This window comes from Erythrobacter sp. F6033 (assembly GCF_023016005.1).
Classification (GTDB): Bacteria; Pseudomonadota; Alphaproteobacteria; order Sphingomonadales; family Sphingomonadaceae; genus Erythrobacter.
Genome location: NZ_JALKAZ010000001.1, coordinates 194,677 through 207,898 on the forward strand (window position 1 = coordinate 194,677; position 13,222 = coordinate 207,898).

Sequence of the window (13,222 nt, forward strand, 5' to 3'; positions counted from 1 at the left end):
ACGCTATAAGCGATGCCTGCGCGGCGAGGAAAGCTCTCTATTACTTCTTCTTGGAAGCCAGCTTGCGTTCGATCGCGGTCCACATTTGCGCAAAGGCGCGCGCGCCGGGCGATCGCGGTGCGAATGCCCCCACGGGCTGACGCATAACCGCGCATTGCTCCACCGCGCTGGCCAGCGGAACGGCCGGCCATTTCGGATTGGCGGCCCGCGCTTCTTTATGAAGGGTCCGTCTCATATCGAGCATGGAGAGAACTGGCAGGATCGGCGGGTGCCCTTTCCCGCTGCCGCGCACTTCTTCGACCACCTGATCGAACGCACGTGCCGAAAGCGGGGAGGGTGGAAGCGGAACGATTACAATGTCCGCCGCACGCATTACCTGCGCGCTGATTTCGTTGAGAACGGGGGGACAATCGAAGATGATCCGGTCGTATTCCTTGCCCAGCGCATCGGTCAGCTTGGACAGCCGTTTCTTCTTCCCGATGCGGTCAAATTGTCGGTCGAGCGTGCGGATACTCTCATCGGCAGGCAGCAGGTGAAGGTTGGGATAGGCGGTTTTCTGGATCAGCTTTGTCGGGCTGCGGTCAGCGGCAAACACCGATTGCGCCGTGCGTTTCTTCTTCGGGTCGACACCCAACAGAAACCCCGATCCGTTCGCAGCGTCCAGGTCCCACAGCAGCGTCTGACGCCGCGAAACACTCGCCGCGCACCATGCAAGGTTCACCGCAAAGGTCGTCTTTCCGACCCCGCCTTTTACACTGTAAACCGCAATCGACGCCATAGCTGTGTGTTGTCTCGCTCCGGAACTCTGGTTGTAAGACCGGTAAGTTACCGTTCTTACAATTCGAATACAGCACCGAAACGAAAAAGGCCGCCAAACTGGCGGCCCTTCTCAATACGGGACAAATTGCCCGATATTTTGTGAGCGGCTTAGCCCTCGTAGTCGGCGCCGATCGAAGTCGAGCGGGTCGGCGCGCTTGCGGTGATCCGCAGCGCTTCTGCCGACTGGCTCAGCGAACCGATTTCATCGGCATCGTCTTCATCGTCAGGCAGAATTTTCTGAAGGCTGGTAACCAGCGATTCTTTCAATTCTTTCGGCTTGATCGTCTGTTCGGCGATCTCGCGCAGAGCCACAACCGGGTTCTTGTCCCGATCCCGCTCAAGCGTCAGTTCAGCGCCGCCGGAAACTTCGCGCGCACGCTGTGCGGCGAGCAATACGAGGTCGAAACGGTTTGGAACCTTATCGACGCAATCTTCAACGGTAACGCGTGCCATCAGCGGGCCTCATAAAATTTGGTTGTCTGAAAGAGCGTCGCACCTAGTGTTCCACGGGCGCAGAGTCAAGAATTTGCAACCGAATGCATTGCAATGCATTGGAGGCAGTGTGGCACAGCACAATTCCCCCGATCCTTCCGAAACGCCGACCAGCGATTATCAGGATGCCGACAGCTTTCAGGTAAAGGCTCAGGGCCACGCCTTTACGTTCTATCCACGCGGGTCTGATCGGTTGGAAGCGCTCATCGATCATATCGAAAAGGCGCAGAAATCACTCTCCATTTTCTATTACATGTTTCAGCACGATCACGCGGGAACGCAGATCAGGGATGCGCTGGTTGATGCGGCACAGCGCGGGTTGGACGTCCATCTTATCATCGATGCTTTTGGTAGCGATGCACCGGATCACTTTTTCGATCCTCTAGTTGAGGCAGGCGGGCGGTTTGATGTCTTTTCGGCAAAATGGAATGTTCGCTATCTAATTCGGAACCACCAGAAGTTTGTGATCGCCGACAATGCCCGTGTGCTGTCCGGCGGCAACAATGTGTCCGACCATTATTTTGATCCGCCCGACAAAAACGGCTGGTGCGATCTGGGCGTGGCGATCGAAGGTCCGGTGGTCGATCAGTTCAGCGACTGGTTCGAACTGCTGCGAGACTGGACTCAGAGCAAAGGATCACAGCTTCGCCGGATGCGGCGAATGGTTAAGCAGTGGGATGCAGGTGATGGACCCGTCCGCTTGCTTGTGGGCGGGCCACTTATTCGCAAAAGCCATTGGGCGTGGCAGTTTAAAGAAGATCTGATCGACGCGCGAAGGCTCGACACAGTCAGCGCCTATTTCTCACCCCCGGCCAGCATGCGCAGACTCATGGCGCGTGTCGCACGGCGGGGTAGCGCTCGCATGGTGATGGCCGGAAAGTCCGACATTCACGCCACAATCGAGGTCGCTAGGCTTCTCTATCGCAAGCTTCTTAAAGCCGGTGCGAAGATCTTCGAATTTCAGCCGTGTAAGCTGCATATGAAGCTGCTTATCGTTGATGATGTCAGCTATTTCGGCAGCGCCAATCTCGACAAACGGTCTGTCCGGATCAATGTCGAATTGATGGTGCGCGTCGAAGACGGCGAATTGGCGGACAGGCTGCGCGAATTTGTGACACAGCTGGAAGGTGCAAGTATGCCTGTGACGCCGGAATGGTATGCTAAAGAAGCCAGCTGGTTCAACCGTTTACGATGGCAGATCGGGTACTGGATCGCGCTCGCCGATTACCGGGTGGCGCGGGGCCTCAACACTTAACCTTCGCCCCAATCCGAGTAATCTTTGATATTCGGCGAGGTAAACTTGGTATACTCGGCCTGGAAGTGCAGCGGGACGATCCCTGTTGAGCCATGACGCTGTTTGGCCACGTTGACTGCGGCCTTGTTGCGGACCTGTTCGTATTGTTCTTCCCAAGCGCGATATTTTTCGACCGCATCAGGCGGGCTTGTTTCGGTCGGGAAATCGGGGCGCGTGGCCTCAAGATAATAGTCGTCGCGGTACACGAACCAGACCATATCGGCGTCTTGCTCAATGGAACCCGATTCCCTGAGGTCGGACAGGATCGGGCGTTTGTCCTCGCGCTGCTCAACCGCACGGGAAAGCTGCGACAGGGCGATCACCGGCACTGACAGCTCTTTGGCGAGCGTCTTAAGCCCGCGGCTGATCTCCGAAATTTCATTGACGCGGTTGTCATTGGCACGGCCTGAACCCTGCAAAAGCTGTAGGTAATCAACTACGATCAATCCGATGTCATACCGCCGTTTGAGCCGCCGCGCGCGTGTGCGCAGACCGCCAATTGTGAGGGCAGGCGTGTCATCGATATAAAGCGGCAGTTCGGAAAGACGCTGGCTGGCAAAGCTGAGCTTCTGGAAATCTTCGCGGCTCAATTTACCGCTCCGAAGGGCTTCCGAACTGATCTCTGCTTGTTCGGCGAGAATACGTGTCGCCAGCTGGTCGGCGCTCATCTCCAGACTGAAGAACGCCGCCGGTGCACCGTAATTGAATTCGCCGCCGTCGCGTTCCCAGTCCAAATGCGCCTCGGCGCAGTTGAAGGCGATGTTGGTCGCAAGCGAAGTTTTTCCCATGCCCGGACGACCCGCGAGGATGATAAGATCGGATTCGTGCAGACCGGCGGTTTTGCTGTCCATGGTCGAAAGACCGGTGGTTTTTCCCGATAGGCCCCCGCCTGAATTCATCGCCGCTTCGGCCATCTTGATCGCGGTCAACGCAGCGTCACGGAAAGTCGAGGCTTCATTGCCTGTCGCGGCACCTTCAGCGACTTTGAAGAGATCGGCTTCGGCTTGAGAAATCCGGTCCATGGGATCGGTTTCTTCGGACGTATCGAGCGCCCCCTCTACCAATCCGCGTCCCACGCTCACAAGTTCGCGGAGCAGCGCCAGATCGTAAATCTGCTGTGCCAGCTCTCGCGGTGCGAGAAGACCAGCGCCATTGGCGGTCAGCTGCGCGAGATATTTCGTCCCGCCAAGCTCCTTCAGCGCCTCATCCGCTTCGAAATAGGGGCGCAGAGTGACGGGCGATGCAGTCGCGTTACGCTCGATCAGGGTCAGGACACGCTCAAAGATGCGCTCATGCAGCGGCTCAAAAAAGTGGTCGGGCCGGATCGGTGTCTGCAATTCCTCGATCACGCGGTTGTCGATCAGAACAGCCCCGAGAAACGCGGCCTCAGCTTCCAGGTTGGAAGGCAATTTGCGCGCGGTTTCCGCTTCTGAATCGACAAGCGAGAGAGGTGTGGGATCAGCCATGTGGCTCTGATCGATTTTCTAGCCCGCTTTGGCAAGGTCATTTGGGTGCAATATATTTTGCGTGAGGCTGGTTGTGCTGTGGATAGCGGGGATTGCGTGTCGAAGTGCTTGAAGTGTGCCCCTTCTATCTGCGAAGGCGTGCCTATGGCCGACCTGCCAACCGATTCCGCGACCACATTTCGCATTGCCCATATCGCCTTGGATGAAGAGACGATTCTGTGGCGCAATGCCGATGTCGAACAGGAACGACGCGTCGCGATTTATGATCTGATCGAAGAAAACACGTTCAAGCCGGTTCGCAGCAGTGAACGCGGTGCAAACGGGCCGTATCGTTTGAACCTTGGCGTGCAAGACGGCCGGCTGGTGATGCGGATCAGCGATGAAGGCGAAAAAGAGCTCGAAACGCTTCTCATCGGGCTTGCCCGCTTTCGCCGGCCAATCCGCGAATACTTCGCCATTTGCGACAGCTATTATCAAGCGATCCGTAAGGCGACACCGTCAGAGATTGAGACGATTGATATGGCCCGGCGCGGCATTCACAACAATGCAGCCGAGCTTTTGCAGGAACGGCTTGAAGGTAAGGTGGAAACCGATTTCGCCACTGCACGGCGGCTGTTTACGCTCATTTGCGTGCTCCACATCAAAGGCTGAGGGTTAGACTAGCATGGCACGTGCCAAAACTTCCGGCCGTTCGAGGCGCAAAAAGGGCGGTATGGGGCGCTGGATGTTCCGCCTCGTCGCGCTTCTTGCTTTGGTCGGCATCGTGTTTGTCGCTTGGTTTTGGTGGGACATGCGCGAATGGCGCCCTGATGAAGCGCTCTATCCCGAGCAAGGCGCAGTGATACCCAGCGAGATCAACGGCATCAATTTTAACACGCTGAAAGCCGTTGGCGGGCAATTTGCCTATCTCGAATTGCAGCCTGCTTCGCGCGCGCTCGATGATGATTTTGGCAGCCGTTTTGAACAAGCGCGGCGGTCGGGCATTGATATCGGGATCGTCCTTCAGTTCGATCCATGTCTCAGAGCTGGCCTTCAATCCAAACGCTTCACGCGGATGGTGCCGCGAAGCGAGGCATTGTTGCCGCCTGCAATTGAGTTGGACGCGAGCGGAAAAGATTGCGCGGAGCCGGTGAGTGACGCAGCAGTTGAAAGCGAATTGCTGACGCTGATCAATCAGATTGAAATGCATTCGGGCAAACCCGTTATTCTGAAATTGAACCGTGATTTTGAAGCGCAATACGGCACGGCGCAAACCATGGGGCGGGACTTGTGGTTGATGCGCGATCGCGCGCGTCCTGACTATGCCGGTCGGCCATGGCTGTTATGGAGTGCCAACAGCCAGCTTGTATCCGAAGCGTCGGATGAACCAATCGAATGGGTGGTGGTGCAAAGATGAGCGATGAAACTCTAATCAAGGCAGCGCGCGACGCAGCCAAACATTCATGGTCCCCATATTCCGACTATGCCGTCGGCGCGGCTCTGCGGTTTGAAGACGGCGCGGTGATCACCGGCACCAATATCGAAAATGCGAGCTACGGACTGGCGCTGTGCGCAGAAACTGTCGCGGTGGCCAAAGCGCTTGGCGAGGGGCGTCGCGGGGGTCTTGTTGCAGTCGCTGTGGTCGGCCCATCGGACAAGGGCGATGGCGCGCCGATCACGCCATGTGGCCGCTGCCGCCAAGTCCTCAATGAAATCGCGCAGCTGGGCGGAACAGACCCGCGTGTGCTGTGTGTCGGCGCCGACGAAGTACGCGAAGTGACGCTATCCCAACTGCTTCCACACGCCTTCGGTCCGGCGCATCTGGACTAGCGCCTATTTGCCGAGCAAGTCGCCCAATGCTCCGCCAAGATTGCCGACGGGGTTTTTGCGAAATGCGCGCTCTTCTTTGCCGACATAAGAGAAGATTCCGTCGAGCCCTTGATCGGTGACTGAGCGATTGATGCTCGCCCGGTTCAGCCCCGCATCGCGGATAAAGCTGTGCTTTTCAGCCAGTCCGTCAAAGCTCTTATAGACGCCAAGTTTGTCCAGCGCGCTGTCGACCAGTGGTTCAAAGCGCGAGTGCAAGCGGTCGTTTGAAGACCTGCGCAGATATTGGGTGCCGCCATCTGCCTCTTTGATGATACCGGGCGCGTCTTCGAATGAGAGATCGTTGATCGCATCGCGAAAAATTGGCTTGGCTTCACCTGCTGCGAGTCCGGCTGCATCATTGATGGTACGGGTGACATCTCCGAGAATGCCCAATCGGTTTCCAGCGTTCATCAGCCTGCCGAACAGGCCGCCGCTGCGCCCGCCAAGATTGCCGACAATCGGAAGGCCGATGCGAATGTCTTCATCGGCATAGAAAGCGCCCGGCTGCGCCAGTTTATCAAGCGCGCCATCGGTCGCTTTGCCAAGGATCGAACCCAGATCGAGCCCTTTGCCGAGCCCCAGATCAAGACCTTGCGCGGCCGCCTGAGCAGGAAGTAAGCCCGCAATCCCAAGCGCCCCTGCGCCCATAAGAAGACCGCGCCGGTTCCATTGTGTCTGCTGCTTCATCGGAGGCTCCCGTCATGTGTTGAGAGCACTTTATAGCATGATGCAGCACTGCCGGCTTGCTGAACCCGCTGTAAAATCATGTAGAGCGCAGGTTTATTCTGTTTTCTCTGACCAGCCTTCGATGGCTTCCAAATCGCCCATAAAGCGTCTGCGAACCGCACCGCTCCAACCGCTCGCCTTATAGACTGCTGGTTCATTCTGCACTTTCCACCTCATCGCCCGTTCGATCCGCGTTCTTGCGTCGGGGTGAGAGCGATAGAGCGTGTTATACCACCTGCGATGTTCCAAGGGGCCACCGCGAGCAAGCCGATAGGCAAGCTCGGCCGCGCCATCGGGGTCACGTGCCAGATCAAGCGCTACCTGATCCGCGCTGTTTTCCTGCCACCGGATCGCATTGTTGAAGAGCGGGAGCGCCACAAAATGGAAAGCGAAACCCGTTGCTGCAAACAGAGCCAAGAAGGTTGGAGCATGTCTCTGCCCTTGCGGGCCTGTCAGAAATGGCCTGCTGCTGAGGCGCAAGGCAATCCAAGCAGCGAGCGCAGTTAAGACCGATGCAAGAATGGCTCTGAATCCGATCAACCATTGCCAATGGTACTGTTTTAGATGCGCCAGTTCATGTCCCACGACTGCGCGGAATTCTTTGGCCGTGAAAGGTTTGAATGGCGGAGAATAAGCCTTCGGGTTCAGCTGCATGATATTCAGCATTGCCTCGTTCATGATCGCTTTGGTGCCGCCATCATGCCATTCTGCGCGGGCTTCATTTTGGCCTAATCCAAGGCGATTTTTATTGCCTGTCCGGATGCGGTCCATGGCAATATCTGCGCGGTCGGCAATTTGCTCGACATCATCCCGCAATTCCCCTTCAGCCAGAGGAAAGATCTCCGCCCATGGATCGATTGTCGGCACCAACACCCACGACAGATACAATGCCCCCGCAATGGCAAACAGCGTCCGGGGGCGTGTTCGAAAAAGCCAAAATGCGAGCGGAGCGATGATTGCTCCGACTAATCCAAGCATCAAAACCAGTTCAAACTGATCCCAAAAGAACGAAAAGTTCCGCTGCAAGAAAGTGGGCGGCGCAAAGCGAGGATCGTCGCTGACAATGGTGATTATGCTTCCGCTTGTCTTTCCGAGCCAAACCTCGATGTAGTATTTGAATGGCAATAGCGTTGCCACAAACAAAGCCATGGCCATCGCGCCGAACGCAGCGGATGAGAGGATCGACCAGCGCAGCCATCGGCTTAACTTGTCATAGCCCGCTCGCCAGAAACCCAACCGGTGCAAGGCGAGCGCAACGAGCAAGACGACCAGAGGCGTAAAAATCTGGTTGATCGCAATTTCGACACCGATATCGGAGGCGCTGCAATTCAGCTCGGCGCATTCGGCTGCGTGCCGGTCAAAATAGACCTGCGCTGCAGACTTTGCATCGAATAGCGGTGCGACCCGCGTGGTCATGAGCTTATTCTGTCTCCAGCCATTCCAGCAATGATGCCAGGCAATCGCGGGCCAGCAATTTGCAGCGTTCCGGCGACCAGCCCTGCTCGGGTTCCGGGAAGTCGGCCAAATCCTTGTACGGCATTTCCAGCGTCATCGCGCAGGCGCCATAACGCTCTGCGACCAGATTGGTGCTGATGCCGAGATTGGCTTTGCCAGCGGGTGCTTTGGGATAACCGAGCTTGGTTTGGAAATCCGGCGTGCGGCGATCAAGGATGCGCTGATAGCGGTAAAACTTTTCGCCGTGATCGTCGGTCCAGCTTGGGATGCCTTCGTACCCTGCGAGGAAACAGGCCGGGATCGCCTCATCGCCGTGGACGTCCATCGCGTAGTCAACGCCGGTTTCATCCATCTTGGCGCGGATCGCGAGCACTTCGGGCGATTTCTCAGCGCTAGGCTCCGACCATTCGCGGTTTAGGTTTGTACCAACTGCATTGGTTCGAATGTGGCCCCGGCTTGATCCATCGGGGTTGCAGTTTGGCACGATGTGCAGGCGGCAATGCTTGCGCAGGCCGCGTGCGACCGGATCGGTTGGATCAGTCAGGCACTCGAGCGCGCCTTCCATCCACCATTCGGCCTGCGTTTCGCCCGGATGCTGCCGCGCATAAAGCCATACCTGCTTATCGCCTTCACCCATCTCCAGCATATCAAGCGGCTGGCCATCAAGCGTCTGCGTGAGACGGGTCAGCTCAACGCCTTCGCAGGACGCGGCCTCAGCGACGAGATCGTGGTGACGCTCCATCGAATAGGGTGCGAAGTAGGCAAACCAAGCGGTGTTTGAAGCGGGTGTGTAACGGATCGTCAGCGTGCCGTCGTCTTCATTCTCGTCATAAGAGCTGGCGGCGCGGGCCCAGAATTCGCGGTCTTCCGATACGCAGGAATCGTAATTCGGCCAGCCGCCAGGAAATGCGCTGTCACTGAGCCCTGTGATCTTCAGTTCCAGCTCTTCACCGGCGGCGCCTGTGACACGGAAATGATACCACTGCGCGAACTCGGCCATGTGATCTTTCGGGATCGCAAGGCGCGCTGTGTTTCCATCGATTGAGAGCACTTCGATATTACCGCTGTCGAAAGCGGCATCAATGCCAATTGAATTACCGGTAGAAGTCATGGTGTCCTTTCAAGCTGGTCGACCGATAGCTGCACAGTCTCACCATTGCCACCGGGGAAATCGCTAAAAAGGGCGGCGGCCAGCGCGCGGGCATTTTCGGTCGCGACACTGTATTTGGAATCGACGCTTGTGATGATTTCGGCGCGGCCTTCCCACAAGGCTTCACCAGTTTCCTGCGAAGTGATGCGGACTTCCATTGTGGTCGCTTCGCGGTCCTTGCTTCCGCCGCCCAGCGCTAGACCCAAGCCGATGCCCAGTCCCGTGCCGAAAGTACCGGTCCGCCCGCCAATGCTGACGCCGGTGGCAGAATTGCCGCCTCCGCGACTGATAAAGCGGGTCGAAACGCTCGCAAATGCCTGTTGTCCGGGCTCGCCTTCAAGACTGGCAGTGTATCCAAGCTGCTCAAGCTCGGCGAGGATCGCCCTTGTGTAGATCGCATCAAGAACTTCGCTGTCGCTGCCTTCATCCGATCGAATGGCCACTGCGATCGATCCTTTGCCGAGTGCGCTGGTGTCTTCAGCAACAAATCGCGTCACTTCTACCGGACCAGTGTAGGTTCCTGCACACGCGCCGAGTGTAAGCGCGGCTGCCGAAATGAGTGCCAGTTTTGTCTTGTTAGCGATGATGGTCATGGCGTTATCCTCTCTGCCTTCTGGGCGGGAACCCATTTTGAAGGTCGAATTCAGATCCTATATCCCAAAAGCTGCATCGTCGGCCCAATGTCTTCATGTTCTTGCAGCCATTCTTTGGTAAGGGCGTCTTTATGTCTGAAGCAACAATTCAATCAGGTAAACCTTGCGTCCTCGTTACCGGAGGCGCGGGTTATATTGGCAGTCATGCGGTTCTTGCCTTAAAAGACGCCGGGTGGTCGGTCGCCGTGATCGACAATTTCACAACCGGTTTCCGGTTCGCGGTGCCAGATGATGTGCCGCTTTACGAAGGCGATATTGAGGATGGCGCGCTGGTCGCGAAAATCATCGCGGAACAAAGCATCGGCGCTATCATGCACTTCGCAGGTTCTATCGTGGTTCCTGAAAGCGTCTCCGACCCGCTGAAATATTATCACAACAACACGGTGAAGAGCCGCGCCTTGATCGAAGCGGCGGTGAAGGCGGAGGTTCCGCACTTCATCTTCTCTTCGACTGCGGCGACTTATGGCACGCCGGAAGTTTCTCCAGTGACCGAGGAAACACCGCGTGTTCCGATCAATCCGTATGGCTGGTCAAAACTGATGACCGAGCAGATGTTGGGTGACACCGCGGCGGCGCATCCGATGAATTACTGCGCGCTGCGATATTTCAATGTGGCGGGAGCTGATCCGCGCGCGCGCACCGGTCAATCGACGGCTGGGGCAACGCATTTGATCAAGGTCGCGGTTGAGGCGGCATTGGGCAAGCGTGAGCATGTCGGTGTGTTCGGGACAGATTTTGACACGCCGGATGGGACGGGTGTGCGCGACTATATTCATGTCAGCGATCTGGCGGCTGCACATGTGCTTGCTCTTGATGCCCTCATTGAGCAGCCTGATCGTTCTTTGACGATGAATTGCGGTTATGGCCGAGGCTTCTCTGTACTGGAAGTGCTGGATGCCGTAGACCGTGTGACGAACATGAAAATTGATCGCCGGTTCGAGGGGCGCCGTGCTGGCGATTCTGCATCCCTTGTGTCCGATCCGGCACGCATTCGCGCGACGCTGCCTTGGGAGCCAAAGCATGCCGATCTTGACGAGATTATCGGCCATGCTCTCGCGTGGGAGCGCAAACTGACCGAAATTCGCGGGAATGGTTGACGAATCAACTCTATCCGCTTAGGCGCGCCCCTTGATATTCCGGCATCGGAGATGATCTCCGGTGCCTTATTATTTGCAGGAACCCGAAATGAAGATCCGCAACAGCCTTAAGTCGCTGAAAAACCGTCACCGTGACTGCCGTGTTATCCGCCGTCGCGGTCGCACCTATGTCATCAACAAGACCAACCGTCGCTTCAAAGCCCGTCAGGGCTAAGTGATTGGAATGGCCGGTCGCCGCCACGGTGACCGAGTAAACGCAGCGGCCCGCCTCCACACCGGAGAGCGGGCCGCAGCCGTTTCTGGCGGAGTGAATTGTGAGCGATATGCAAAAAGCGGCGGTATTTGATGTTGGCCGGGTTCTCTACAATTGGAACCTGCGTCACCTCTTCGAAAAACTGATCGCAGACCCAGAGGAGCTCGATTGGTTCCTTTCGAATGTCATTACCGAAGGTTGGCATTTCCAACACGATCGCGGCGAAGCGCTCGATGTGATGGTTCCAGCGCGTATCGCTGAATTCCCACAATATGAGGCGCTGATCCTAGCTTACCGTTCGCGCTTTAACGAAACCATTCCCGGCCCTGTTAAGGGAACCCACGCTTTGGTCGAACGTCTCGCGGCGAAAGGCGCCCCGCTTTATTGTCTAACCAATTTCGGGGAAGAGTTCTGGGAGGGGTTCCGCCCAAGCAAGCCAATCTTTGATCGCTTCGTAGATATCGTGGTGTCCGGCACCGAGCAAGTCGCGAAACCCGATCCGCGCATCTATGAAATCACAGAGGAACGCACCGGGCGGACAGGCGCGCAGTTGTTTTTCACTGATGACAGCGCAGCAAATGTCGAAGCAGCACGCGCCCGTGGCTGGGACGCTCATCTGTTCACGGATGCAGCGGCGCTTGAGAAACAGCTGATAGCGTCCGGCCTGTTGTAGCCACACACAAAAAGCCCCTCGAAACCTAGCTGGGGAACGCGGCTTCGAGGGGTTTTGATATCCGTCCCGTGGTGGAGAGTATCGGGACGGCGGGGAACGCGGGGGATAGACCGCGCATCAGGGGAAGGTCAGCGGCCTAGTTGCCGTTGCACTTCGCCAGTTTCTTTTCGTCGAGCTCTTTGCCGCGCGCGGTGAAGCTGGTGATCTCACCAAATTCCCGGGCGAGGCCGCGGCAAACATTGACCGGACGCGATGTGCCTTTGTTGGCGACACATTTGGTGTCTTTGCAAGCCCAGGCTACGCCGCCAGCAACGGCACGGTTGTCTTCGACTGGAGCCGAGAATGTAGCCGAGTAGTACGGTCCGCTTTGCGCTGCGGCGAGGGGAGCCGAAGCGGTGGCGGCGGTGAATGTCAGACCAGTATAGGCCAGAGCAGCCACCAAGATTGAGAAGCGACCGGTGCGGGGGAGAGAGAATGTCATCATCGGTATCCTTGTGAGAGCAGTTCAAAATTCAATTGCGTTTCGGGGCATTAAGTTTCACATTGAAACCAGTTGCGAATCACTACCTATGCGAATGAGTTTTGAGTTGCAACTAAAAACCGAAATTAAATTTCGTTCGTGTTTAGGCCCCTTGAGCAGCCAAATTTGCGCTTGAGACAAAACGCGTTAAAAAGGTTGCACGGAAGGGACTGATATGGGCGATTTAAGAGAACCACTGCGCGAGTTGATTGATTGCGGTCTGCCGCAAGCGCTTGAAGTTATGGGCGAACGCTGGTCGTTTATGATTCTGCGCGCGAGCTTTAACGGGCTGAAGCATTTCGAGGAGTTCCTCACCGAGCTCGGCATTGCGCGCAATATTCTCTCCAATCGCCTCGCCAAATTGGTTGAGCATGGCATCCTCAAGCGGGAACCATGCGCGGATGATCGCCGGAAGATCGAATACCGTCTGACCGAAAAGGGTTTCGATCTTTTGCCTGCGATGGTGGCTCTGCGTCAGTGGGGTCAGAAATATGGCAGCGATTTTGTCAACGAAGATCCTGTGCTCGTAGATGAGCGCGATCGCCTGCCAGTCGGCCCTGTTTCAATGCTCGCGCATGATGGCCGTATTCTAAGCCACCAAGACCTTTGGCTGACAAAGCGCGAAGATTTGGGCAAGCGCGCGGACGGAACTGTGGCTACAGCGGGCGATGCACTTGGCACCGGCGATATTGTTGATATCGAAGCGGCTAAGAAACGGGCGGCTGGCTAAGCCAATCCCCGTGCAGGCACGCGGCCTGCGCATCACACTTCACCAA

Annotated in this window: 16 protein-coding genes; 8 read left to right on the top strand and 8 right to left on the bottom strand. The window is 56.8% G+C overall.

The window, feature by feature from the left end; genetic code table 11:
- Positions 1-40: 40 nt before the first annotated feature.
- Entirely contained in the window at positions 41-778 is a 738-nt protein-coding gene (locus MWU39_RS00940) for a ParA family protein (RefSeq protein WP_247158106.1), read from the bottom strand.
- 149 nt (positions 779-927) lie between these two features.
- Positions 928-1,272, bottom strand: coding sequence for a DNA-directed RNA polymerase subunit omega (rpoZ, locus tag MWU39_RS00945; protein ID WP_247158107.1), 345 nt, complete (start codon positions 1,270-1,272; stop codon positions 928-930).
- 109 nt (positions 1,273-1,381) lie between these two features.
- Here rpoZ and MWU39_RS00950 point away from each other — a divergent pair, with 109 nt between their 5' ends.
- On the top strand, positions 1,382-2,566 hold the full coding sequence (locus tag MWU39_RS00950) for a phosphatidylserine/phosphatidylglycerophosphate/cardiolipin synthase family protein (protein WP_247158108.1): 1,185 nt from the start codon (positions 1,382-1,384) through the stop codon (positions 2,564-2,566).
- Here MWU39_RS00950 and MWU39_RS00955 read toward each other — a convergent pair.
- Positions 2,563-4,071, bottom strand: coding sequence for a replicative DNA helicase (locus tag MWU39_RS00955; RefSeq protein ID WP_247158109.1), 1,509 nt, complete (start codon positions 4,069-4,071; stop codon positions 2,563-2,565). The genes MWU39_RS00950 and MWU39_RS00955 overlap by 4 nt on opposite strands.
- 144 nt (positions 4,072-4,215) lie before the next feature.
- On the opposite strand from MWU39_RS00955, the gene MWU39_RS00960 reads away from it, so the two are divergent.
- From MWU39_RS00960 to MWU39_RS00970, 3 genes are read left to right on the top strand one after another with little or no spacing between them, the layout of a single operon-like run.
- Positions 4,216-4,722, top strand: a complete 507-nt coding sequence (locus MWU39_RS00960) for a UPF0262 family protein (RefSeq protein WP_247158110.1) — start codon at positions 4,216-4,218, stop codon at positions 4,720-4,722.
- 13 nt (positions 4,723-4,735) lie between these two features.
- On the top strand, positions 4,736-5,467 hold the full coding sequence (locus MWU39_RS00965; protein ID WP_247158111.1) for a glycoside hydrolase family 25 protein: 732 nt from the start codon (positions 4,736-4,738) through the stop codon (positions 5,465-5,467).
- Entirely contained in the window at positions 5,464-5,880 is a 417-nt protein-coding gene (locus MWU39_RS00970) for a cytidine deaminase (RefSeq protein WP_247158112.1), read from the top strand. The genes MWU39_RS00965 and MWU39_RS00970 overlap by 4 nt, the downstream gene beginning before the upstream one ends.
- A 3-nt stretch (positions 5,881-5,883) precedes the next feature.
- On the opposite strand, the gene MWU39_RS00975 is transcribed toward MWU39_RS00970, so the two are convergent.
- The 4 genes from MWU39_RS00975 to MWU39_RS00990 form a co-directional block, all read right to left on the bottom strand.
- The gene (locus MWU39_RS00975) at positions 5,884-6,606 is read right to left on the bottom strand and encodes a DUF4197 domain-containing protein (protein ID WP_247158113.1); all 723 of its coding nucleotides are present in this window, start codon (positions 6,604-6,606) and stop codon (positions 5,884-5,886) included.
- Positions 6,607-6,699: 93 nt separating this feature from the next.
- Entirely contained in the window at positions 6,700-8,061 is a 1,362-nt protein-coding gene (locus tag MWU39_RS00980) for a M48 family metalloprotease (protein ID WP_247158114.1), read from the bottom strand.
- A gap of 4 nt (positions 8,062-8,065) precedes the next feature.
- Positions 8,066-9,211 carry a M14-type cytosolic carboxypeptidase gene (locus MWU39_RS00985; protein ID WP_247158115.1) on the bottom strand — a complete coding sequence of 382 codons (1,146 nt, stop codon included), beginning with the start codon at positions 9,209-9,211 and terminating at the stop codon, positions 8,066-8,068.
- Entirely contained in the window at positions 9,208-9,843 is a 636-nt protein-coding gene (locus MWU39_RS00990) for a DUF4136 domain-containing protein (protein ID WP_247158116.1), read from the bottom strand. The genes MWU39_RS00985 and MWU39_RS00990 overlap by 4 nt, the downstream gene beginning before the upstream one ends.
- 131 nt (positions 9,844-9,974) lie before the next feature.
- Between MWU39_RS00990 and galE the strand changes: the two genes are divergently transcribed.
- The 3 genes from galE to MWU39_RS01005 all read left to right on the top strand — a co-directional run bounded on the left by galE (position 9,975) and on the right by MWU39_RS01005 (position 11,926).
- Positions 9,975-11,000 carry a UDP-glucose 4-epimerase GalE gene (gene galE, locus MWU39_RS00995; protein ID WP_247158117.1) on the top strand — a complete coding sequence of 342 codons (1,026 nt, stop codon included), beginning with the start codon at positions 9,975-9,977 and terminating at the stop codon, positions 10,998-11,000.
- 88 nt (positions 11,001-11,088) lie between these two features.
- A complete protein-coding gene (gene ykgO / locus MWU39_RS01000; RefSeq protein ID WP_007165381.1) occupies positions 11,089-11,214 on the top strand; it encodes a type B 50S ribosomal protein L36 in 126 nt (41 codons plus the stop codon).
- A gap of 109 nt (positions 11,215-11,323) precedes the next feature.
- Entirely contained in the window at positions 11,324-11,926 is a 603-nt protein-coding gene (locus MWU39_RS01005) for an HAD-IA family hydrolase (protein ID WP_247160273.1), read from the top strand.
- Positions 11,927-12,062: 136 nt separating this feature from the next.
- On the opposite strand, the gene MWU39_RS01010 is transcribed toward MWU39_RS01005, so the two are convergent.
- Positions 12,063-12,407, bottom strand: coding sequence for a hypothetical protein (locus tag MWU39_RS01010; RefSeq protein WP_247158118.1), 345 nt, complete (start codon positions 12,405-12,407; stop codon positions 12,063-12,065).
- A gap of 214 nt (positions 12,408-12,621) precedes the next feature.
- On the opposite strand from MWU39_RS01010, the gene MWU39_RS01015 reads away from it, so the two are divergent.
- Positions 12,622-13,176, top strand: coding sequence for a helix-turn-helix domain-containing protein (locus MWU39_RS01015; protein WP_247158119.1), 555 nt, complete (start codon positions 12,622-12,624; stop codon positions 13,174-13,176).
- Positions 13,177-13,222: the final 46 nt, after the last annotated feature.

Coding starts and splice junctions, on each gene's coding strand:
- MWU39_RS00970 (WP_247158112.1), top strand. CDS start 5,464: ATGAGCGATGAAACTCTAATCAAGGCAGCGCGCGACGCAGCCAAACAT.
- MWU39_RS00960 (WP_247158110.1), top strand. CDS start 4,216: ATGGCCGACCTGCCAACCGATTCCGCGACCACATTTCGCATTGCCCAT.
- MWU39_RS00975 (WP_247158113.1), bottom strand. CDS start 6,606: ATGAAGCAGCAGACACAATGGAACCGGCGCGGTCTTCTTATGGGCGCA.
- MWU39_RS01010 (WP_247158118.1), bottom strand. CDS start 12,407: ATGACATTCTCTCTCCCCCGCACCGGTCGCTTCTCAATCTTGGTGGCT.
- galE (WP_247158117.1), top strand. CDS start 9,975: ATGTCTGAAGCAACAATTCAATCAGGTAAACCTTGCGTCCTCGTTACC.
- MWU39_RS00980 (WP_247158114.1), bottom strand. CDS start 8,061: ATGACCACGCGGGTCGCACCGCTATTCGATGCAAAGTCTGCAGCGCAG.
- MWU39_RS00985 (WP_247158115.1), bottom strand. CDS start 9,211: ATGACTTCTACCGGTAATTCAATTGGCATTGATGCCGCTTTCGACAGC.
- MWU39_RS00955 (WP_247158109.1), bottom strand. CDS start 4,071: ATGGCTGATCCCACACCTCTCTCGCTTGTCGATTCAGAAGCGGAAACC.
- MWU39_RS00940 (WP_247158106.1), bottom strand. CDS start 778: ATGGCGTCGATTGCGGTTTACAGTGTAAAAGGCGGGGTCGGAAAGACG.
- MWU39_RS01005 (WP_247160273.1), top strand. CDS start 11,324: ATGCAAAAAGCGGCGGTATTTGATGTTGGCCGGGTTCTCTACAATTGG.
- MWU39_RS01015 (WP_247158119.1), top strand. CDS start 12,622: ATGGGCGATTTAAGAGAACCACTGCGCGAGTTGATTGATTGCGGTCTG.
- MWU39_RS00990 (WP_247158116.1), bottom strand. CDS start 9,843: ATGACCATCATCGCTAACAAGACAAAACTGGCACTCATTTCGGCAGCC.
- rpoZ (WP_247158107.1), bottom strand. CDS start 1,272: ATGGCACGCGTTACCGTTGAAGATTGCGTCGATAAGGTTCCAAACCGT.
- MWU39_RS00965 (WP_247158111.1), top strand. CDS start 4,736: ATGGCACGTGCCAAAACTTCCGGCCGTTCGAGGCGCAAAAAGGGCGGT.
- ykgO (WP_007165381.1), top strand. CDS start 11,089: ATGAAGATCCGCAACAGCCTTAAGTCGCTGAAAAACCGTCACCGTGAC.